This window comes from Halorubrum ezzemoulense, from assembly GCF_004126515.1.
GTDB classification, from domain to species: Archaea; Halobacteriota; Halobacteria; order Halobacteriales; family Haloferacaceae; genus Halorubrum; species Halorubrum ezzemoulense.
In genome coordinates, this window is the sequence record NZ_CP034940.1 from 767,510 (window position 1) to 786,512 (window position 19,003).

The following is a 19,003-nucleotide window of genomic DNA, read 5'->3' on the forward strand; positions in this document are numbered from 1 at the left end:
GGGCTTTTTCGACCGCCCCCGTGTGATCGGTATGAGTCTCAAGGTCGGCGCGCACGTCTCCATCGCCGGCGGCGTGGACAACGCCGTGGCGAACCAGGTCGAGGTCGGCGGCAACTGTGGACAGATCTTCACCCACTCGCCGCAGGTGTGGCAGGACCCGGACATCGGCGACGAGGAGGCCGAACGGTTCCGCGAGGGGACCGAACGCGACTTGGAGGGGCCGTGGGTGATCCACACCTCCTACCTCGTGAACCTCTGTACGCCGAAGGAGGGGCTCCGTGAGAAGTCGCTCGACTCGATGCAAAAAGAGGTCGACGCGGCCGACAAGCTGGGCATCCCGTACGTGAACGTCCACCTCGGCGCGCACACGGGGGCCGGCGTCGAGGGCGGCCTCGATAACGCCGCGTCGGTGATAGACGACCTCGACGTGCCCGACGGCGTGACGATCCTGATCGAGAGCGACGCGGGCGCGGGAACGAAACTCGGCGGCGAGTTCGAGCACCTCGCGGGGGTCATCGACCGCACCGAGACCGACATCGATGTCTGCGTCGACACCGCACACGCGTTCGCGGCGGGCTACGACCTCTCGACGCCCGAGGCGGTCAACCAGACGATCGGCGAGTTCGACGACGTGGTCGGGTTAGAACACTTGGAGTACGTCCACCTCAACGACTCGAAACACGAGTGCGGCACCAACAAGGACGAACACGCCCACATCGGCGAGGGGCACATCGGCGAGGCGGGGATGGAGCGGTTCCTCAACCACCCCGACCTGACGGACGTGCCGCTCGCGCTGGAGACGCCGACCGAGGACGGAAAGAGCTTCGCGTGGAACATCGACCGAGTGCGCGAACTCCGGCGCGACTGAGGCACCGCGACCGAGACGTCGCCGTCTCCGCGGACGCCGTCCGTCCGACGCAGTTTTAAGTTATCTCGCGGGCGATCCGCGGGCATGTCCACCACGAGAGCGCTGCTGGTCGGCCGTCGCCGCGGCCGCGCGGTCGGACTGGTGGTCGGATTCGCCGGGGTCGTGGCCCTCGTGCTCGTCGCCGCCTTCGTCGCCGAGTCGGTCGGCGCGACGACGGCGGCCGCGCTGACCGACCGGCTCCTCCCGCCGTTAGTGTTCTACGCGCCCGGGCCGCTGGCCGCCGCCGGGGCGTACGCGCGCTGCGGGGGACCGGCCTGTCTGACCGTCGGCGTCGTGCCGGCGGTCGTCCTCGGGGGGTTCGTCCTCGTCGGGACGCTGGTCGGCGTCCCCGGCGTCAACGGCGGGAACCCGGCGCTCGGCGACGTGACGGTGAGCTTCGCCGCGATCGGGCTGAGCAGCGCGTTTGTCGGCTACTGCGCCGGGGTGACCGCCGTCCTCGCCGCCGACATGCTGGGATTCGGCGGCCACGGCAGCGGAGGGGAGACGGACGGCGGCGAGGGGGACGCCGACGAGGCGTGACGGCCCGACCGGGAATCGAGCGGCGGTCGATCTCCGGACGTTTATTTTCGCCCGCGCCGAAGCGGGGGCGTGCGACGCTTCTCCGCCGAGTACCTCGAACACACCCGCCGCGGGATGTGGGAGGACGGCCGCGACGCGCTCGCCGACTTGGAGCTATCGAGCCGCGAGCGCGTCCTCGATGTCGGCTGCGGTACCGGAGAGCTGACCCGCGTGCTGGCCGCGGAGACGGACGCGGACGTACTCGGCGTCGACGCGGACCGAGAGCTCCTCTCGGTCGCCCGCGAGGAGAGCGACGGCCGGACTGGCTACCTCGCGGGCGACGCCACGCGGCTCCCGGTCGATGACGACGCGGTCGACCTGGCCGCCTGTCAGGCCCTGCTGATCAACCTCCCGGACCCGACCGCCGCGGTCCGAGAGCTCGCCCGCGTCTCCGGGGACCTCGTCGCCGCGGTCGAGCCGGACAACGCCGACGTGCGGGTGGCCTCGACGGTCGACGCCGAGGAGCGACTGGAGCGCGAGGCCCGCGAGGCGTACGTCGACGGGGTGGACACCGACGTGGCGCTCGGCGACCGGGTCCGCGAGGCGTTCGACGCGGCGGGACTCGTCGACGTGCGCACTCGGCGCTACGTCCACGAGAAGCGGACCGAGCCGCCGTACGCCGAGGCCGCGCTGCGGTCGGCGGCGCGGAAGGCCTCCGGCGCGGGGCTGGCCGACCACCGCGACGAGTTGGTGGCCGCGACCTCCGAGCGCGCGTACGACGACCTCCGCGGGCGCTGGCGCGAGATGGGCCGCGAGGTCGTCGACGCCATCGGCGCCGCGGAGTACGAACGCGTCGAGTACGTCCCGTTCGACGTGACGGTCGGACGAGTGAGCTGAGAGAAAGAGGAAACCAGAACCGACGCCGACGGGCGGTTGTTTATAAGTCAGAGAGGCTGATTCCGAATTTGATAGATAAATAAACGGTAGCAGATCGGCGGCCGACACCGCCAAAGCCCCAGCCGTCCGGGTATAAATGACTGGTTGTAGATCGGCGGCGAACTCCTCCAAAGCCCCAGCCGCGAGGGCTCGCGCGGCTCGTTGCGCTCCTCGCTCGCGTTGCTCGCTGCGGTGCGTACTGCGCCGTGCTTCGCCCTCGCGACTGCCACTTTGAGTCCCGCCCCGCACCGCGCCTCACGCCTCCCCAGCCTCGTCGGCCGGCCTCCGCTTCGCTCCGGCCGGCCGACTCCCTCGCGCGTGCTGTCTCGCGGCCGCCGAGGGCGGCCGCTCGGAGGCGCGCGCCACCGCACCGGGTTCGATTTATAAATAGCGTCGCGGTGCGTCCGCCTTACACCATGTCGCCGCGAACCGAGGCGCCCTCCTGCTCTGTGCGCTGTCGTTTCAACACGTCCGCGGCCTCGGTCGCGGCCTCCTCGTCGGCGCCGAGCATCCCGAGCGCGGCGGGTAGCGTCGGCATCGCGAGCGAGGCCTCGCGGAGGCGGTCGAAGGCCTCGTCGTCGCGCTCGCCGTCGACCCACAGGCAGACCCCGCGGGGGTCGAGCACCTCCTCGTAGGCGTCCCGGGCGAGCGCGCCCTTCAGGCGCTGCCGGACGTTGTCCTCGAAGCCCGCGTTACACACCTCCAAGTGGATCGGCTCGTCGTCGTCAAGGAGTTCGGCCGCGAGGCACTTCTCTGGTGCGGCGTACCCGTTGTCGCTCGTCCGCACGCGGTCCGGGTGCGCCTCGGCCCACTCGGCGTCGACGGTGGTGCCGACGCCCTTCACGCCGTACTCGGCCTCGAACGCCGCGGCCGCGTCGCCGTCGCCGCCCATGATCACGTCCTTGGTGAGATAGACGTCGAGCCGGTCGACCGGGTCGAGTCCGAGCGCCACGTCGCCGAACGCCCACACCTCGCGGACGGGCACCGGCATCGGTTCGCCCGCGACGCGGTCGACGAGCGACTCCAGACGGTCGACGGCCCCTTCGCGTTCCATTGGCGACGACTACGCGTCGGGCGGGCAAACCGGTTACGCTCGGCGGGGCGGTCAGATCTCGTCGAGCCGCGCCGCCACGTCGTCCCAGTGCCCCCCTTTCCAGAACCACTGGCCGCACTCGGTGCAGCGCCACCCCGGGCGCTCCGACCCTACGTCGTCCGGGACGTACTCCGGACGGTCGGCCGACGGGTCGCCGACTTCGAGCGAGTCGACGCGCTCGACGGGCCCGTTACACGAGCCGCACCGCGTCGGCTCGTCGGCGAGTTCGACGCGGAGACCGGCGGCGGCGAGTTCCCGGAGCTGGTCGAGCACGTCGCGCTCGGCGAGGAGGACGGCGTCGACGGCGGGGTCGCCGCGGGGGGCGCGGTCCGCGAGGTCGCGGTCCCGAGTGAGGAGGACGCGGTCCTCGGCGGCCGCGACCTCGCGGAGCCGGTCGTCGGCCTCGGTCCCCCGGTCGAGCGCGTAGGCGGCGTCGTACCCGCAGAGCCGGAGGTAGGTGGCGAGCTTCCCGCACATCACGTCGAGCAGGACCGGCGGGCGGTCGGCGGCCGAGGGGGCGCTCCCGTCCCGGTCCGTCATCTACAGCAGGAACGACCGGAGCCCGTCGAGCGAGCGCGCGTTGAGCACGTCGGCGGCCCGCGCCCACCCCCGCCGCGCGGTGTGGACGCCGTACCGCGCGTTGTCGAGTTCGCGCGGGGCGTGCGCGTCGGTGTTGACGGCGATCGTCGCGCCCGCCTCGACCGCGGCCCGGACGAACTCGCCGTCGGCGTCGAGCCGGGCGGGGTTCGCGTTCACCTCGATGGCGGTGCCCGACGCGGACGCCGCCTCGGCGACCGCTTCCACGTCCGGGTCGAGCCCCGGTCGCTCGTTGATCAACCGGCCGGTCGGGTGGCCGAGCACGTCGACGTGAGGGTGCTCGACCGCCCGGACCAGTCGCTCGGTGGCCGCCTCGGCGTCCTGCCCGAGCGCGGCGTGCGGCGACGCGACGACCAAGTCGAGGGCGGCGAGCGTCTCGTCGTCGGTCGAGAGGTCGCCGCCGGCGTCGATGTTCGCCTCGATCCCGTGGAGGAGCGGGATATCGACTTCGTCGGCCGCCTCGGCGACCGCCGCGGCCTGCGCCTCGATGTCGGACTCGTCGAGCCCGACGCCGCCCACCATTCCCGGTCCGGTCGCGTGGTCGGTGACGACGTGGTAGTCGTAGCCGCGTTCTTCGGCCGCCGCGGCCATCTCGGCGATCGAGAAACCGCCGTCGGACCAGTCGGTGTGGGTGTGGAGGTCGCCGCGGAGCTCGTCCGGCCCGACGAGCGGCGGCAGGCGACCCTCGGCGGCGGCCTCGACCTCGCCGCGGTCCTCCCGGAGCTCCGGCGGGACCGGGTCCATGTCGAGCGCGCGGTAGACCTCGTCCTCGCTCTCCCCCGCGATGCGCTCGCCGGCACGCGTCGCGTCGGCCTCCGCGCCGTCCGCGGCGGCTCCGTCGGCCGCCTCGCCTTCCGCGTCGTCGTCGGCCGCCTCGCCCTCCGCGTCGCTCACGTCGAAGAGCCCGTACTCGTTCAGCTTGCGCCCGCGGTCGATCGCGCGGTTGCGGACGGCGACGTTATGTGCCCGCGACCCGGTGAAGTACTGGAGCGCGGCGCCGAACTCGTCGGGGTCGACGATCCGGAGGTCGACGCGGGTGCCGTCCGCGCGCACGCTCGCCTTCCCGGTGCCCGCCTCGATCGTCGCGTCCGCGGCCTCCCAGTCGGTGAACGCCTCGACGATTGGATCGCGCTCCTCGCTGGCGACGAGCAGGTCGATGTCCCCGATCGTCGGCTTCCACCGCCGGATCGAGCCGCACACCTCGACCGACTCGACGGCGTCGCGGTCGGCGAGGTACGCGAGCGCGTCGTCCGCGACCGGCCGGGCGTCGCCGAGGCGGGTCCGCTCGCGGGCCTCGCGCGCGAACGGGATGTTGTCGAGGATGTTCTCCTCCGTCTTGGCCCCGAAGCCGGAGACCTCCCGGATCTCCTCCGCCTCGGCGGCGGTCTCCAGCTCGTCGAGGTCGCTGATCCCGAGCGCGTCGTACAGCGAGCCGACCGTCTTCGGCCCGACGCCCTCCACCGCGGTCAGCCCGGCCATGTCGACGGGCAGCTCCTCGCGGAGCTCGGTTAATTCTCCGATCTCGCCGGTCTCGACGTACTCGACGATCTTCGCGGCGATGGCGTCGCCGACGCGGTCGATCTCGGCGACCGCGTCCTCGCCGTCGGCCGCGAGCCCCTCGATCGGCGCCGGGTGGTCGCGGACGTTCTCGGCCGCCCGTCGGTAGGCGGTCGGTTTGTACTCGACGCCCGTCGCCTCGAGGAGGTCGGCGAACTCCTCCAACCGCGTCGCGACCTCGTCGTTCCGGCTCATCACGCGACCGTTCGGCGGGACGGCACTTATACCGCCGGGCGAACGCCCGCGATCGGCGCCGTCCGCGGGCCACGTCGACCGGTCGCTTATTCCGACCGAGACCGAACCCGGTAGTATGTCGAGCGACCACGGCGGCGCCGACGGCACGGCGGACCGAAACGTCCTCGGGGGCGAACTGGCCCCCTGCGGCCGCGACCCGACGACCGGCTACCTGCGGGACGGACACTGTCGCGACGTGGACGGCGACGCCGGCGAGCACACGCTCTGTGCGGTCGTCACGGCCGAGTTCCTTCGGTACAGCCGCGACCGCGGCAACGACCTGATCACGCCCCGCCCCGAGTTCGAGTTCCCCGGGCTGGAGCCGGGCGACCGCTGGTGCCTCTGCGTCGGCCGGTGGCTGGAGGCCGCCGAGGCGGGCGTCGCCCCGCCGGTCGTCCTCGAGGCGACGGACGAGTCCGTGCTGCGCGCGGTCGATCCCGACCGACTCCGCGAGCACGAGTTCGACCCGGCGGCGTTCGATCCCGGAACGCTCGACTGAGGTGGGCGCGCGCCGGGGCGGCGTTCGGAGGCGACCCCGGAGGCTTTTTCGCCCCGGCCCGGGACTCCGAGACATGGCCGAGACGGGCGACGCGCCGGACGACAGCGTCCGCGAGCGCGCCGATAGGAGCCGCGTCGCGCTGTGGCTCCTGCTCGACGCCGACCGACGGCTCGTCACGGCCGTCATCCTCTCGCTCGTCTTCCTCGGACTGGTGGCGGCCGGGGCCGTCCTGCCCGGCGCCGCCGAGACCCTCCGCGGCGGCGACTCCGTCGACACGCTGTTCCAAGGGCTCCTCACGGCCACGATCACCGGCGTCACGCTCGTGCTCACGCTGAACCAGCTCGTGCTCTCACAGGAGCTCGGCGCCGTCGGCGACCAGCGCGAGCGCATGGACGGCGCGATGGCGTTCCGGGACGACGCGGCGGCCGTCCTCGGCGAGCCGGTCAGCCCCGCCGAGCCGGCGGCGTTCCTCGGCGCGCTCGTCCGGACGGCGAGCGACCGCGCGACCGCCCTCCGCGAGGCCGTCTCCGGGACGACCGACGCGGAGTTGGCCCGGGCGACCGACGACCTGACCGACGCCGTCGCGGAGAACGCTGTCCGGACGACGGACGGGCTCGACGGGGCTCAGTTCGGCGCGTTCGAGGTGATATCGGCGGTCCTCGACTTCAACTACTCGTGGAAGCTGTTCGCGGCCCGGCGGCTCCGCGAGCGCCACGGCGAGGCGCTGAACGAGACCGCGGCGGCGGCGCTCGACGACCTGATTGAGACGCTGCGGCTGTTCGGCCCCGCCCGTGAACACTTCAAGACGCTGTACTTCCAGTGGGAGCTGATCGACCTCTCGCGGCGGATGCTCGTGTCCGCCGTCCCGGCGCTGCTGACGGCGGCGGCGATGGTCGCCTTCTTCGACGCCGAGCGCTACGCCGGGTCTATCCTCGGCGTCGAGGCCGTCGCGTTCTGGGTGGCGCTCGCAGCCGCCGTCTCGCTCGTCCCGTTCGCGCTGCTTTTAGCCTACATCCTCCGGATCGCGACGGTGACGAAGCGCACCCTCTCAGTCGGCCCGTTCATCCTGCGCGAGACCGACGGCGAGGCGTGAGCGGCCGTCACTCCCTCGACTCGGTCAGCCAGAGCCCGGCTGCGACGGCCGCCGCGACCCCCATCGACACGGCCAGCAGCGCGAACGCCGGGCGGAACCCGGCGGCGTCGGCCACGACGCCGACCGCGCTCGGCGCGAGCGCGCCGGCCCCCATGAGCAGCGTCCGGACCACGCCGAGGCCGCCGCCGGCGAGCCGCTCGGGGAGCAGCTCCATCAGGTAGGCGCCCCGGACCGGGCGGAAGCCGTGCGACCCGAGGCCGAAGGCGGCGACGACCGCGCCGGCCGCGAGCGCGCCGCCGCCGAGCGCGGGGAGCGAGACGAGGGCGACGAGCGTCGCGGCCGCCAGCCCGAGCGTGGCGACCATCACGGGGAAGCGGCCGACGCGGTCAGAGAGATCGCCGGTGACGAGCTGGACGAGCGTCATCGCGAACACGAGCGAGTACAGCAGGCTCGCCGTCGGGCTCGTGAGCTCGACCGCCTCGGAGAGGTACAGCGGCAGGAACGCGACGAGGCCGTTGTAGGCGAACGAGAAGCCGACCGTCACGAGGACGAACGCCGCGAACCGGGCGTCCCCGAACAGCCGGAGGTAGTCGCGCGCCCCCGGATCGCCGCCGTCGTCGCCCTCGTCCGCCGCCCCCGTCGCCGCCGGGGATCCGGCGAGCCGGACCGCGGCGACGGCCGCGAGCGCGACGGCGAGCGTCCCGGTGAGCAGGAAGGGGGCGCGCCAGTCGGCGCCGGGCAGGCGCGCGAGGACGGCCGCGAGCGCGGGCGGCGCCGAGAGGACGGCGACGACGACCGCGGGCGCGGCGACCCCGCCCATCGCGCCGAGCGTGTCGTGCGCGCCGAGCATCCGCCCGGTGCGAGCGGGGTACACGCGGGCGATCAGCCGCACCGAGACGGTCTTGTGGACGCCCGTCCCCGCGCCGATGACGAGCATCGCGGCCACCAGCGCGGCGAAGGGGGCGTCGACCACCAACGCGAGCGACCCCGCGCCCGCGACGAGCGCGCCGGCGACGATCACCCGTACCGGACCCACCCGGTCCGCGACCGCACCGCTCGGGAACTGTAACAGCGCGTACACGATCATGAAGCCGGTGAACGCGGTCCCGACGGTCGCGTTGCTCACGCCGTAGGCGCCCCGGATCGACTCGAACAGCGGCGGGAAGAGGTACCGGACGAACTTCCCGAGGAACCAGACGAGCGAGACGAGGAGGAGGGCGTCGTACTCGCCGATTCGACGGGAGCGCATCGGGCGTTCTTGCCCGGTCGACGGCATAAAAGGTCTGAAGCGTCGGGCGGCCCGCGGTCGCGCGGCGTGTGGGCTCCCGTCGCCGCGTTGCGTTCTCTGTACTCGTGCCGCGTTACCTGCCGCCGCGATGGCGAACGCCGGCGCGGGCGCTATCCGCCACCGCCGCCGTACGACCCCTTCTGCGCCTCTAGCTCGCCCTCGCGACGGCCGTCGGCCTCGTCGGCGTCCGACGGCGGTTCGGCGTCTCCCGTCGACCGGCGGACCGCGAGCACCCACCCGAGGCCGTACGCCGCCGTCCCGCAGGCGACGCCGCCAGCCGTCCCGAGGGCGGACGCCCCGGCGAGCCCCGAGAGGACGGCCACCGCCGGACCGCCGAGGAGGGCGTATCCGAGGTTGTCGGTCACCACGTCGCGCACGGTCACGCCGGCCTCAACTCGCCCCCGTCAGAAGTGTTTTGTCGTCGCCCCGACCGGGCGGAGCGGACAGCCGCACGGGAACCGCCTCGCGGCGCCGCTCAGAACGGGCCCTTGCCGCCGCCCATCATGTCGCCGAGGCCGCCGCCCTCGCCGCCCATCTTCTTCATCATGCGCTGCATGTCGCCCTCGCCCATCCCTTGGAACTGGCTGATCGTCTGTTCCATCATCGAGTGCTGTTCGAGCAGCTGCCGGACCGTCTCCTCGTCGGTGCCCGAGCCGCGGGCGATGCGCTCCGTGCGCGACTGGCCGACGACGCGCGGGTTCTCGAGCTCCTCCTCCGTCATCGAGTCCATGATGCGCTCGAAGCGGCGCATCCGGTCTTGGGTGACGTCCATCGCGTCGTCCGGGAGCTCGTCCATCATCCCGCCGCCGAGCCCCGGGATCATGTCCATCACCTGGTCGAGCGGCCCCATCTTGTTCATCGCGTCCATCTGCCGTTTCATGTCCTTCAGGGTGAACTCGCCCTGAAGCATGTCCTCGGGGTCCCAGTCTTCGTCCTCCTCCTGGGTCTCCTGCATCGCGCGCTCGACGCGCTCGGAGAGCTGCTTCAGGTCGCCCATGCCGAGCAGCCGGGAGATGAACCCCGACGGCTCGAACCGCTCGATGTCCTGGACCGTCTCGCCGGTCCCGAGGAAGGCGATCGAGGAGTCGGTCTCGTTGACCGCGGTCAGCGCGCCCCCGCCCTTCGCGGTCCCGTCGAGCTTGGTGATCACGACGCCCTCGATGCCGATCGACTCCTCGAACTGTCGGGCCTGCTCCTTCGCGCCCTGCCCGATCGCGGCGTCCAAGACGAGCAGCGAGCGGTCGGGGTCGACAACGCCTTCGATCTCCTCGATCTCCGCGATGAGGTCGTCTTCGAGTGCGTGCCGCCCCGCCGTGTCGACGATGTGAACGTCCGCGTCGGCCGTCTCTTCGAGGCCGGTGCGGGCGATGTCGACCGGGTCGTCGTTGTCGGGGTTCCCGTAGAAGTCGACCTCCGCGCGCTCGCACATCTGCTTCGCCTGGTCGTACGCGCCCGGCCGGAAGGTGTCGGTCTGGACGACCGCGGGCCGGAGCCCCTTCTTCGAGAACCACCACGCCATCTTCGCCGCGGAGGTCGTCTTCCCCGACCCCTGGAGGCCGGCGAGGAGGATCGTCTGGTTTTCTAAGGGGAGCTCGGTCGAGTCGCCGACCAACTCGACCATCTCCTCGTAGACGATCTTGAGGACGTGGTCCTTCGCCGTGGTGCCGCCCGGCGGCTCCTCTTCGAGCGCGCGGGACTTGATCGAGTCCGACAGCTCCATCACGAGGGAGACGTCGACGTCGGCGGACAGCAGGGAGCGCTGGATCTCCTTGACGATCTCCTCGACGTCGCTCTCGGAGAGTCGGGACTTCCCCTGGAGCTTGTCGAGGCTGCTCCGCAGGGACGTGCCGAGGTCGTCGAGTACCATTTGCCGGAGCTAGGCAGGCGACGCGGTAAAGCTTTGTTCGTCGGCGGGCGCTGCGAGGAGGCCGCGTCGAGGGCAGCGACTGGGACCTCGACGGGAGAGAGCGGCTTCGAGAGACGGCGGTGTACCGGTCGTCGCGATCGGACGGGACGGGGAGATACAACTGTGCGAGGGGTTCCACCGGGCGGCGGTCGCGTCCGTGTTCGAACTCGACGAGATTACGGTGAACGTCCTGTGTCGCCACGAGGAGTGGCAACGGATCCGGGACCGGATCGCCTCCGATCCGTCCGCGGCCCGGAGTCAAGAACCGCCGATCGAACCCCGCGAACACCCGGACTTGCGGGACCTCTTTCCGGACGAAACCCGGTAACCGATCATGCGGGAGACACGGTCAGCGACGGGAAGTACGTCGAGTAGAACTCCTCGTCGAAGCTGACCAGTCCGTCGCAGTCGACTGCGGCGTGCGCGCCGATGAGGAAATCGGCGGCGACGTGCTGGCGCGGTGAGAGCGACTTGCCGCACGCCTCGCAGTCGACGGACCGCTTCTCACCGCACGCGGGACACTGGATTCCGTCCGGACAGCGGTCCACGTATTCCCGGAACCGCTCGCCCGCGGCGAAGCGCGCCTCGCGCGAGGGTTCGGTCACGTCGACGCTGAAGTCCGCGAGAAAGCGATCGAGGTCGGCGGCCGATGCGAAGCGGCCGTCGGCCGCGAGTTCGGCGTAGACGACGGGCGCGGCAACGACCGCTCCGTCTCGATACGCGCGCCTGAGCGCCGCCCCGCTTGCGTCAGCGCGTTCGTCGTCGTACAGCAGCCCGAGGAACGCGTTCGTGTCGACCGCCGTCGTCACGGGTCGGCACCCGTCGTCCCGCCGTCGGAACCCTCGTCGGTTTCTGGTGGGCCATCGACCTCTCGCGGGTACTCGCCGCGGAGTCGACGCATCCGCTCCGGCATCGTCTCGTTGCTGTCGGCGCTGCCGCGATGCTTCTCGAAGAGGTCGTCGCCGTCTTCTGTGGTCGTCGCCCGCTTCTGGAGCCGATACTCGGATCCGAGGCGCCCTCAGTCGTCAACGAGCCGCGCGCCCGCGGCGTCGATCCGGCAGGCCTCGGGGTCGTAGCCCGCGTCGGAGAGCCCGGTGCCGAGCGCGAAGACGGTGCGGCCGAGCATCGCCATCGCGGCCTCGCCGCCGGCCGCGTCGACCGCGTCGATCGCCTCGGCCACCTCGGGAACGAGGAGATCAGCCTCGCCGGCGAATCCGCGGGCCGCGTCCATCAGCGTCGGGAGCCGCGGGTCCGCCCGAAGCCGGTCGAGCGCGTCCTCGCCGGCCGCCGAGAGGGCGTCCGTGTCGCCGCCGAGTACCTCCTCGGTCGACAGCTCGCCGAACGTGACGTACTCGACGCGCGCGCTCGCCGGCACACCGTCGAGCTCGCCGACGCCCGGCGCGCCGGGTTCGAGCCGGACCGGGACCCCGCCGCGCGCCTGCGCGACCACGTCGCCGAGGCCGGTCCCGCGGTCGACCTCCGCGGCGTGGGCGACGCGGACGAGCTCGTTCTCGGAGCGCCCCCGGTCGAACGCGTCGTTCGCCGCGAGCGCGGCCCCGAGCGCCGCGGCGCCCGAGACGCCGAAGCCCGCGCCGATCGGGAGGTCGGTCTCGACCGCCACGTCGGCGGCGGTCGCGTCCAGTTCGGCGAGCACGTCGTCGACCGCGCCGATCGAACCGACCTCGCCGTCGATGGTCGTCTCCCCAGCGGCGGCGTCGTCCGCCACCGTGTCCCCGTCGTCCGCCGCCGACACTCGGACCGTCACGCCGTCGGTGAGCGTCACGCCCGCGCCGCGCGACCCGGCGACGGTCGGGTCGTCGTCGCGGTGCGCGCTGAAGAAGGCGGTGACGTGACCCGGGACGAACGCGGTCGCCCGCTGGCTGCTCATGTCGCGGCCGACGACCGGGCGGCGATTAACGGTTGTTATCCGCGACGGGATCCCCGGGGCGTCCGCGCGACGAGAGCGACCGCCCGGCCGCGGTCGCTCGGTGCGACACCGCAGGCCTAAGTACGGGCCGATCGAACCCGGGCCGTATGCGAAGCCAGTTGCGTCCCGTCCTCGCCGCCGTGCTCGCGCTGGTCCTCCCGGGGCTCGGCCACCTCTCGCTGCGCCGGTGGGGCCGGGCGCTGCTGTGGCACCTGACGATCATCGGCGGCGGCGTCGCGCTGTTTGCCCTGTACGACGTCGAACCGGTCGACCCTCTCGCCGACCCCGCGGCGGTGTCGGCCGCGGTCCCCCCGGACGTGGCGCTGCCGATCGCGCTCCTGTCGCTGCTGTCGGCGCTCGACGCGTACCTCGTCGGCCGGACCGTCGTCGCGGAGCGCGAGCGCGCCGCCACCGCCGAGGCGATGCGGCGTCAGGTCGAGCGCGCCGACGGCGACGACGGGGCGGGAGCCGGTCACGCCGCGCCGGTCGCGGCCGTGAGCGGCGAGGACGGCGAGTCCGTCGACGTGACCTGTCCCAACTGCGGCAAGGAGATCGACGCCGACCTCGAATTCTGTCACTGGTGTACCGAGCCGCTCCCGTGGGCAGAGTCGGACTGAGTCGACGGGGCGGTGCGGAGCGCGGCGGTCGTCGGAGACGCGGACCGACCCACCGCTACCGAGGGAGTAATACCGGTCCGGTCCTGGCCTCGTACCGACGGATGACGGGTGAGACGTAGTCGATGATCGAGCAACTCCCGGTCGAGTTCCTCCGGCTCCTCGGCGTCGTCCTCGCCGCCGTGGTCGCCGCGTTCGCCGCGCTGCTACCGGCGTGTGTCGGCCGCGATCGAGTCCGGAGCGTCCTCGCGGACCGCGAACTGCTCCGCGAGCGCGCGCGCAGAATCGCGCCGTACGTCGGCGGACTCGCGCTCGTGCTCGCCGTCAACAAGGGCCTGCTTCGACGGCTGGAAGCGTTCTCGTTCGAGTACGGCTACCGCGCGACGACTGCCATCTACGCTGTGGAGGGCGACCTCGTGGCCGCGATACAGGACGCGATCCCGCGGGCCGCGGTGTACTACTTCGGACCGATATACGTCGTCGGCTACGTCGTGTTGCTCTCGTTCCCGCTCGTGGCGTACGCGTTCGCCCGGAATCTGCGACCGCTGAAGCGACTGATCGCGGCGTACGCGGTCAACTACGCGTTCGCGATCGCCTGCTACGCCGGGGTCGTCGCGTACGGTCCGCGCAGCTACCGCGACGTGCCCGGTGCCGACCAGAGCGCCGCGAGCGTCGAGCCGCTCCTCCTCGACTGGTTCCGCGGCGTGACGCGGCTGACGGCGCGAGTGAACGTCGAGACGAACGTCTTCCCCTCGCTTCACACCGCGCTGTCGGTGACGGTGCTGCTCGCGGCCGTCTTTACCCACGAGGAGTTCCCGCGGTGGACGCCAGTGGCCGCGTTCCTCACCGCGAGCATCGTGGTGGCGACGATGTTCCTCGGGATCCACTGGGCGACCGACGTGGTCGCCGGGACCGCACTCGCCGCCGGCAGCGTCGCGCTCGCGAACCGCGTCGTCGACTGAGCGGCCGCACACGGTCCGCGCACGAGCGCGCGGCGAGCGCTCCCGGCGCCGGTCGTGCCACCACGACGTTTCTCACCGCTGATAACCGAGGCCTAACTATCATATGACCCCGCCGTGAGGATTCGGGTACGGACGCGAACGACGGACGGAAACATGAGTCTGAATCCACGACGATACGACGTACGGGAGCTGCGCCGGATCGCGGACGCGCCGCGAGACGGTGCGGACGGGGCGCCTCGGGAGCGGGCGCTCCGGCGGCCGAACCGGAACCGAGCCGAGCAGGCGGCGCGCTCGGCCGCGTTCACGGAGCTGCTCCAGCGTCAGCGTGGTGCGCGGTTCGACGGCGACGACCCCGCGGATCGGCCGTACCTGACGGCGATCCCGGCGTCGCCCGCGGCGGAACGCGAGATCGGCGAGTGGCTCGGCTACCTCGTCGACGTCGGCGGCCACGTGCGGAGCCGGGACGTGCTGTCCTACTACGGCGAGCTCGACTGGGTCGGCGACGACGCGGTCGCGGCGCTGACGCGCCGGCTGGAGGGGTTCGACGCCCCGACGCGCGACCGGCCGTTCACGCCGGCGGACCACCGGATCAGTCTCGTCTCCATCGTCCGGATCGCTTCGTGTGCGAGTGACCAATGAGCGACGACGAATCCACGGACATCAACGAATCGGACGAATCGGCAGCGGTCGGCGTAAAACTCGGCAGCACCCGAACGGTGCTCGACGTTCCCGACGGGCGGGGCGGACGGGAGCGCCACTCGGTGCTGACCTGTCTGGCGACCTACGAGGACGCCATCACCGGCGAAGAAAAGGTGCTGTTCGGCGAGGAGGCCGCGGTCGAGTACCCCGACCGCGTGCGCTTCATGCTGCGGTCAGGCCTCCCCGAGGACGACGACAGCGTCGCGGACGCAGAGCGCTTCTTCGAGGCCATCGTAGATGCCTACGACGTGCCCGAGGACAGCGCGGTCGTCTACGCGGTGCCGACCATCGACAACGAGGCGGGCGTCGAGAACCTCAAGTCGGTGATCGAGGGCTCCTCCATCGGCCAGGTCGAGACCCGGAGCTACCCCGAGTCGCTGTGCGGGGCGATCCCCGCCTACGGCGACGACCTTGACGCGATCGACGAGGTGTTCGTCTCGGTGAACCTCGGGTCGACGACGATGGAGGCGTGCGCCTACCGGCGCGGCGAGCAGCTCTCGCCGTTCTCGACCGGCTCGGTGACGGGTAACGAGGTCGACCGCCGGATCGTCGCCGCCGTCGAGGAGGAGAGCCAGGGCCGCGTCCACATCGACCGGACGACCGCCCGCGAGTATAAAGAGGAGCACGCGGACGTGTACGACTTCGAGCCGTTCACAGACGTGATCCAGCAGCCGGGCGGCGGAAGCCACGAGTTCACCGTCGACCGGGGCGTCCGCGAGCCGGTCGACCGGTACATCGACGAGGCGGTCGACGTCGTCGCCAACGAGTTCCTCCCGGAGCTCGCGAACGACCACATGAAACCATACCAGCTGGCGCTCGGGCGCCCCCTCGCCGCAACCGGCGGCATGGCGTGTATCCCCGGGCTCACCGAGGAGTTCGAGAAGCGCCTCGCCGAGGAGCTCGACCGCGACGTTGAGGTCGTCTCCCCCGACAGCCCCGCGACCGCGGCCGCGGAGGGCGCGGCGCGGATCGCGGAACGGCTGGTCTGAGCGGCGAACCTCCCGTCCCGAACCCTTCCTTACTCCAACGCAGCCCGCAGCGCCGCGTTCATCGCGTCGACCGGCGCGTCCTCGGCGGTCCAGATCTCGAACGCCTCGACGCCCTGATACAGCAGCATCCACGCGCCGTCGACGGTCGTCGCGCCCGCGGCGGCGGCCTCCCGCAGCAGCCGCGTCTCGACGGGCGCGTACACCGCGTCGAGGACCGCGAGGTCCCCGTGGAGGTGTTCCGCGGGGACGGGCGTCTCGTCGGGCGCCTCCATTCCGACGCTCGTCGCGTTGACCAGGAGGTCCGCGGCGGCGACGCGCTCACCGAGGTCGTCGAGGCCGCCGCCGGTCGCGTCCGGAACCGCGTCGGCCAGCTCGACGGCCCGCTCCGCGGTGCGGTTCGCGACGTGGACCGTCGCGCCCGCGTCGGCCAGCGCGAACGCGGCCGCCCGTCCCGCGCCGCCCGCCCCGACGACGAGCGCGTCTCGCCCGTCGACCGCCACGTCGTGGTGCGCGAGCGCCCGGGTCACCCCGGCGGCGTCCGTGTTGTGGCCGCGCGGCCGGTCGGCCTCGCCGGCCCGGACCGGCCCGTAGTCGACCGTGTTGACCGCGCCGATGCGCGCGGCGAGCGGGGCGGCGTCGACCGCGTCGAGGGCGTCGCGCTTGAACGGCACCGTGACGTTGAGCCCCGCCACTCCGAGGTCGGCCGCGCCCGTGATCGCCGCGGCCGCGGCGTCGGCGTCCGGCTCGAAGGTGACGTACCGCGCGTCGAGGCCGAGCGCCTCGTAGCCCGCCTCGTGTAGCGACGGCGACAGCGAGTGCTCGACCGGGTTCCCGATCAGTCCGTAAACGTCCATGCCCGCCCCCGCGGCCGCGACCGACAAAAGGCGGTCGGTCGGACGACGCGTCCGCGGTCTACCCGTGCCCTCGCGGCTGAACGTCTCGTCCGGCCGTCTACTCGCGCTGCCCCTCGGCGTCTCGGTCCGCGTCGATGACGTCTTCGAGGGTCTCGGTGCCGACGTCGCTGGCGACCTTGACGCCGACGAGCGACACGACGATTCCGCCGACGATGAACGCCGCCAGCTGCTGGACCGGAGTCATCGCCATCCCGTACGCCGACAGCGGCTGCCGGATCGCCTCCTGGGCGAGGAAGTAGCCCGCGAACCCGCGGACGACGAGGGCCACCGCGGCGATGACGAACGGGAGGTTGAGGTACGGCGTCCGGATCCCCTCGTCGCGGATCAGCTCGTCGAGCAGCCGCCCGACGGCCGCGGTCACGCCGGCGACCGCGAACCACGGGACCGCGACGAAGGTGAACTCCACGACCTCGACGAGCCGGGGCGATCCGGGGGCCAGCTCCGAGGCGGCGAGGAAGCCGAAGAAGCCGCCGACCAGGGCGAGCCCCCCGGCGACGACGTACGTCACGACCGACACCTGTCCGGCGTACAGCGCCTCGCGGACGCGCTCGGGCATCCCCGCCATCAGCCGGTCGATCGCGAGCCCCTTGTACAGCAGCGCGGCGCCGAGCAGCCCGGCGACGCCCGCGACCGCCTCGCCCGCGGAGAACCAGGCGAACAGCGCGGGCACGAGGAGCAGCGCGACCCCGACGGGGACCAACACCGTCGACCGCAGCTGCTCGTCGGCGAGGAACTGCTTGAGGAGGTAGTAGGTGGACTCGATGTCGCGGGCCTGCCGGACGACGACGCGGTCGACGGAGTCGACGGGGACCCGCGACTCCACGACCGGGAGGACGCGCTCGTCCTCGGCGGAGTCGACGACGACGATCGCGGCCCGCGGGTCGTACCGCTCCACGAGGTCGTCGAGCTGGGAGGCGATAGAGCGGTCGGCGCCGACCGCCGTGTCGCTCTCGGCGGAGACGACCGCCACCACCGACTCCTCGCGCTCGTCCCTGAGGTCGCGCGCGACGCGAAGCGACTCCAGCAGGCAGTTCACGCTGGCGTCCTCGGGGTCGTCCAGCCCGGCGTCCGTGACCAGCGACCGGACGGCCTCCCAGCCGGCGACCGGCATCGGGACGTTGGTGGCGCGGCCGATCGCCCCGGAGCGGTCGACGCAGATGACCAGCGTCGTCACGTGTCGACTCACACCGCGACCGGACAAAAATCCTCCCCGTCGCTAGCGGAACTCCACGTCGATGTCGCCGCCGTCGTCGACGAAGGCGTCCGCGACGCCGCTCCCGGCGGCGAACGCGACCCGCTCGGCGCCGATACCGAGCCGCTCCGCCAGTCCGCGCTCCGGCGTGAACTCGCGCACTTCCGGCTCCGCGCCGATCAGCTCCGCGAGCCGGTCCTCCACGTCGTCCTCGGTCCCGAGTTCGTCGACGAGCCCGATCTCCGCGGCGTCGTCGCCGAGGTACACGCGCGCCTCGGTCTCCCGGATCTCTTCGGGGTCCATGTCGCGCCCCTCGCTCACGGTCTCGACGAACTGCTCGTAGTAGCCGTCGATGATCCCTTGGAGGTACTCGCGTTCCTCCTCCTCGATCTCCTTCAGCGGGACGCCGGCGTCCTTGTACTCCCCGGCGGTGAACTGCTCGTAGGAGATCCCCAGCTTGTCGGCGAGCCCCTTCGCGTTCGGTCGGGAGCCGACGACGCCGATGGAGCCGACGAGGCTGGCGTCGCGTGCCCACAGCTCGTCGCAGCCGCTCGCGATCCAGTACCCCCCGGAGGCGCAGGTGTCGGTCGCGTACGCCACGGTCGGCCCGTCGAAGGCGGCGGCGGCCCGCCGGATGTCGTCGCTCGGGACGACCTCGCCGCCGGGCGTATTGAGCTCGACGAGCAGCGCCTCGACGTCCTCGTCGTCGTCGGCCGCCTCGATCTGCTCGACCACGTCGTCGGCGGTCGCGCCGCCGGGGCCCGAAAGCGGCGAGGGTCGCCCCTGACTTCGCCTGATCGGCCCCGACACGGTCACCTTCGCGGCGTTGTACTCGTCGGCGTCACCGAACCGCCCGCCGGTGAGCCGCGAGAGCACCGCTCGGCCCGCGATCGTCGTCGCCGCGCCCACCGCGGCGGCCACGAGCAATCCCTTCCGTCCGTTCGCCGGCGCGTCGTCCATACCGTCGGTTAGGCGCGGGACCGTTTATATATACTGTCGCCGGCCGACGCGCGTCGCGGAGCTACCGCGGCACAGCACCGTACCTCCCAACGGGCCGACCCGCGCCCGCCAAGGGCC

Annotated in this window: 21 protein-coding genes and 1 pseudogene; 10 read left to right on the forward strand and 12 right to left on the reverse strand. The window is 72.2% G+C overall.

The annotated features are described in order from the left end of the window. The first annotated feature begins 31 nt into the window (after nucleotides 1-31). The 3 genes from EO776_RS03795 to EO776_RS03805 all read left to right on the forward strand — a co-directional run bounded on the left by EO776_RS03795 (nucleotide 32) and on the right by EO776_RS03805 (nucleotide 2,323). Nucleotides 32-868, forward strand: a complete 837-nt coding sequence (locus EO776_RS03795; RefSeq protein WP_094521026.1) for a deoxyribonuclease IV — start codon at nucleotides 32-34, stop codon at nucleotides 866-868. Between the two features lie 84 nt (nucleotides 869-952). After that, nucleotides 953-1,447: a hypothetical protein gene (locus tag EO776_RS03800; protein WP_094521025.1), complete on the forward strand. Its 495-nt coding sequence runs from the start codon at nucleotides 953-955 to the stop codon at nucleotides 1,445-1,447. Between the two features lie 69 nt (nucleotides 1,448-1,516). Further along, nucleotides 1,517-2,323, forward strand: a complete 807-nt coding sequence (locus EO776_RS03805; protein WP_086220344.1) for a class I SAM-dependent methyltransferase — start codon at nucleotides 1,517-1,519, stop codon at nucleotides 2,321-2,323. 448 nt (nucleotides 2,324-2,771) lie between these two features. On the opposite strand, the gene EO776_RS03810 is transcribed toward EO776_RS03805, so the two are convergent. From EO776_RS03810 to EO776_RS03820, 3 genes are read right to left on the reverse strand one after another with little or no spacing between them, the layout of a single operon-like run. Continuing rightward, nucleotides 2,772-3,416 (reverse strand): DUF7095 family protein, encoded by a 645-nt coding sequence (locus EO776_RS03810; protein ID WP_049932397.1) that lies wholly within the window; start codon nucleotides 3,414-3,416, stop codon nucleotides 2,772-2,774. Nucleotides 3,417-3,467: 51 nt separating this feature from the next. Next, on the reverse strand, nucleotides 3,468-3,995 hold the full coding sequence (locus EO776_RS03815) for a Mut7-C RNAse domain-containing protein (protein ID WP_094519598.1): 528 nt from the start codon (nucleotides 3,993-3,995) through the stop codon (nucleotides 3,468-3,470). Then, nucleotides 3,996-5,804 (reverse strand): helix-hairpin-helix domain-containing protein, encoded by a 1,809-nt coding sequence (locus EO776_RS03820; protein ID WP_094519599.1) that lies wholly within the window; start codon nucleotides 5,802-5,804, stop codon nucleotides 3,996-3,998. It abuts the gene before it with no gap. Nucleotides 5,805-5,919: 115 nt separating this feature from the next. On the opposite strand from EO776_RS03820, the gene EO776_RS03825 reads away from it, so the two are divergent. Next, nucleotides 5,920-6,342: a DUF2237 family protein gene (locus EO776_RS03825; RefSeq protein WP_049932401.1), complete on the forward strand. Its 423-nt coding sequence runs from the start codon at nucleotides 5,920-5,922 to the stop codon at nucleotides 6,340-6,342. A 73-nt stretch (nucleotides 6,343-6,415) separates the two neighbouring features. Continuing rightward, nucleotides 6,416-7,435, forward strand: a complete 1,020-nt coding sequence (locus tag EO776_RS03830) for a hypothetical protein (protein ID WP_094519600.1) — start codon at nucleotides 6,416-6,418, stop codon at nucleotides 7,433-7,435. A 7-nt stretch (nucleotides 7,436-7,442) separates the two neighbouring features. On the opposite strand, the gene EO776_RS03835 is transcribed toward EO776_RS03830, so the two are convergent. From EO776_RS03835 to EO776_RS03845, 3 genes are all read right to left on the reverse strand, one after another. After that, nucleotides 7,443-8,684, reverse strand: coding sequence for an MFS transporter (locus EO776_RS03835; protein ID WP_094495250.1), 1,242 nt, complete (start codon nucleotides 8,682-8,684; stop codon nucleotides 7,443-7,445). Nucleotides 8,685-8,833: 149 nt separating this feature from the next. Beyond that, a complete protein-coding gene (locus EO776_RS03840; protein WP_049932405.1) occupies nucleotides 8,834-9,106 on the reverse strand; it encodes a hypothetical protein in 273 nt (90 codons plus the stop codon). Between the two features lie 92 nt (nucleotides 9,107-9,198). Further along, nucleotides 9,199-10,590 carry a signal recognition particle protein Srp54 gene (locus tag EO776_RS03845; protein ID WP_049932406.1) on the reverse strand — a complete coding sequence of 464 codons (1,392 nt, stop codon included), beginning with the start codon at nucleotides 10,588-10,590 and terminating at the stop codon, nucleotides 9,199-9,201. Between the two features lie 196 nt (nucleotides 10,591-10,786). On the opposite strand from EO776_RS03845, the gene EO776_RS19280 reads away from it, so the two are divergent. After that, complete coding sequence (locus EO776_RS19280) at nucleotides 10,787-10,957, forward strand: hypothetical protein (protein ID WP_241897930.1); 171 nt, start codon at nucleotides 10,787-10,789, stop codon at nucleotides 10,955-10,957. 4 nt (nucleotides 10,958-10,961) lie between these two features. Here EO776_RS19280 and EO776_RS03855 read toward each other — a convergent pair whose 3' ends face one another. The 3 genes and pseudogenes from EO776_RS03855 to EO776_RS03865 form a co-directional block, all read right to left on the reverse strand. After that, nucleotides 10,962-11,438, reverse strand: a complete 477-nt coding sequence (locus EO776_RS03855) for a PIN domain-containing protein (RefSeq protein WP_100050417.1) — start codon at nucleotides 11,436-11,438, stop codon at nucleotides 10,962-10,964. Further along, nucleotides 11,435-11,635, reverse strand: a pseudogene (locus tag EO776_RS19745) (AbrB/MazE/SpoVT family DNA-binding domain-containing protein); the annotation flags it as partial. The gene EO776_RS03855 and the pseudogene EO776_RS19745, both read right to left, overlap by 4 nt. 12 nt (nucleotides 11,636-11,647) lie before the next feature. Further along, nucleotides 11,648-12,517 carry a pantoate kinase gene (locus EO776_RS03865; RefSeq protein WP_049932410.1) on the reverse strand — a complete coding sequence of 290 codons (870 nt, stop codon included), beginning with the start codon at nucleotides 12,515-12,517 and terminating at the stop codon, nucleotides 11,648-11,650. Nucleotides 12,518-12,663: 146 nt separating this feature from the next. Between EO776_RS03865 and EO776_RS03870 the strand changes: the two genes are divergently transcribed. The 4 genes from EO776_RS03870 to EO776_RS03885 all read left to right on the forward strand — a co-directional run bounded on the left by EO776_RS03870 (nucleotide 12,664) and on the right by EO776_RS03885 (nucleotide 15,820). Continuing rightward, on the forward strand, nucleotides 12,664-13,173 hold the full coding sequence (locus EO776_RS03870) for a zinc ribbon domain-containing protein (protein ID WP_094519602.1): 510 nt from the start codon (nucleotides 12,664-12,666) through the stop codon (nucleotides 13,171-13,173). 122 nt (nucleotides 13,174-13,295) lie between these two features. Further along, a complete protein-coding gene (locus EO776_RS03875) occupies nucleotides 13,296-14,132 on the forward strand; it encodes a phosphatase PAP2 family protein (RefSeq protein ID WP_049932413.1) in 837 nt (278 codons plus the stop codon). Between the two features lie 153 nt (nucleotides 14,133-14,285). Continuing rightward, nucleotides 14,286-14,771 carry a FlaD/FlaE family flagellar protein gene (locus tag EO776_RS03880; RefSeq protein ID WP_049932416.1) on the forward strand — a complete coding sequence of 162 codons (486 nt, stop codon included), beginning with the start codon at nucleotides 14,286-14,288 and terminating at the stop codon, nucleotides 14,769-14,771. Beyond that, nucleotides 14,768-15,820: a hypothetical protein gene (locus EO776_RS03885; protein WP_049932418.1), complete on the forward strand. Its 1,053-nt coding sequence runs from the start codon at nucleotides 14,768-14,770 to the stop codon at nucleotides 15,818-15,820. The genes EO776_RS03880 and EO776_RS03885 overlap by 4 nt, the downstream gene beginning before the upstream one ends. Before the next feature lie 29 nt (nucleotides 15,821-15,849). Here EO776_RS03885 and EO776_RS03890 read toward each other — a convergent pair whose 3' ends face one another. The 3 genes from EO776_RS03890 to sppA all read right to left on the reverse strand — a co-directional run bounded on the left by EO776_RS03890 (nucleotide 15,850) and on the right by sppA (nucleotide 18,886). Continuing rightward, a complete protein-coding gene (locus EO776_RS03890; protein WP_094519603.1) occupies nucleotides 15,850-16,674 on the reverse strand; it encodes a shikimate dehydrogenase in 825 nt (274 codons plus the stop codon). Between the two features lie 97 nt (nucleotides 16,675-16,771). Continuing rightward, nucleotides 16,772-17,908, reverse strand: a complete 1,137-nt coding sequence (locus tag EO776_RS03895) for a DUF373 family protein (RefSeq protein ID WP_086216206.1) — start codon at nucleotides 17,906-17,908, stop codon at nucleotides 16,772-16,774. A 42-nt stretch (nucleotides 17,909-17,950) separates the two neighbouring features. Next, entirely contained in the window at nucleotides 17,951-18,886 is a 936-nt protein-coding gene (gene sppA / locus EO776_RS03900) for a signal peptide peptidase SppA (RefSeq protein ID WP_094579992.1), read from the reverse strand. Nucleotides 18,887-19,003 lie beyond the last annotated feature (117 nt).

Excerpts from the sequence above, each read along its gene's own strand:
- EO776_RS03870 (WP_094519602.1), top strand. The coding sequence starts at position 12,664 with ATGCGAAGCCAGTTGCGTCCCGTCCTCGCCGCCGTGCTCGCGCTGGTC.
- EO776_RS03880 (WP_049932416.1), top strand. The coding sequence starts at position 14,286 with ATGAGTCTGAATCCACGACGATACGACGTACGGGAGCTGCGCCGGATC.
- sppA (WP_094579992.1), bottom strand. The coding sequence starts at position 18,886 with ATGGACGACGCGCCGGCGAACGGACGGAAGGGATTGCTCGTGGCCGCC.
- EO776_RS03875 (WP_049932413.1), top strand. The coding sequence starts at position 13,296 with ATGATCGAGCAACTCCCGGTCGAGTTCCTCCGGCTCCTCGGCGTCGTC.
- EO776_RS03890 (WP_094519603.1), bottom strand. The coding sequence starts at position 16,674 with ATGGACGTTTACGGACTGATCGGGAACCCGGTCGAGCACTCGCTGTCG.
- EO776_RS03825 (WP_049932401.1), top strand. The coding sequence starts at position 5,920 with ATGTCGAGCGACCACGGCGGCGCCGACGGCACGGCGGACCGAAACGTC.
- EO776_RS03810 (WP_049932397.1), bottom strand. The coding sequence starts at position 3,416 with ATGGAACGCGAAGGGGCCGTCGACCGTCTGGAGTCGCTCGTCGACCGC.
- EO776_RS03815 (WP_094519598.1), bottom strand. The coding sequence starts at position 3,995 with ATGACGGACCGGGACGGGAGCGCCCCCTCGGCCGCCGACCGCCCGCCG.
- EO776_RS03820 (WP_094519599.1), bottom strand. The coding sequence starts at position 5,804 with ATGAGCCGGAACGACGAGGTCGCGACGCGGTTGGAGGAGTTCGCCGAC.
- EO776_RS03800 (WP_094521025.1), top strand. The coding sequence starts at position 953 with ATGTCCACCACGAGAGCGCTGCTGGTCGGCCGTCGCCGCGGCCGCGCG.
- EO776_RS03865 (WP_049932410.1), bottom strand. The coding sequence starts at position 12,517 with ATGAGCAGCCAGCGGGCGACCGCGTTCGTCCCGGGTCACGTCACCGCC.
- EO776_RS03885 (WP_049932418.1), top strand. The coding sequence starts at position 14,768 with ATGAGCGACGACGAATCCACGGACATCAACGAATCGGACGAATCGGCA.
- EO776_RS03835 (WP_094495250.1), bottom strand. The coding sequence starts at position 8,684 with ATGCGCTCCCGTCGAATCGGCGAGTACGACGCCCTCCTCCTCGTCTCG.
- EO776_RS03830 (WP_094519600.1), top strand. The coding sequence starts at position 6,416 with ATGGCCGAGACGGGCGACGCGCCGGACGACAGCGTCCGCGAGCGCGCC.
- EO776_RS03795 (WP_094521026.1), top strand. The coding sequence starts at position 32 with ATGAGTCTCAAGGTCGGCGCGCACGTCTCCATCGCCGGCGGCGTGGAC.
- EO776_RS03845 (WP_049932406.1), bottom strand. The coding sequence starts at position 10,590 with ATGGTACTCGACGACCTCGGCACGTCCCTGCGGAGCAGCCTCGACAAG.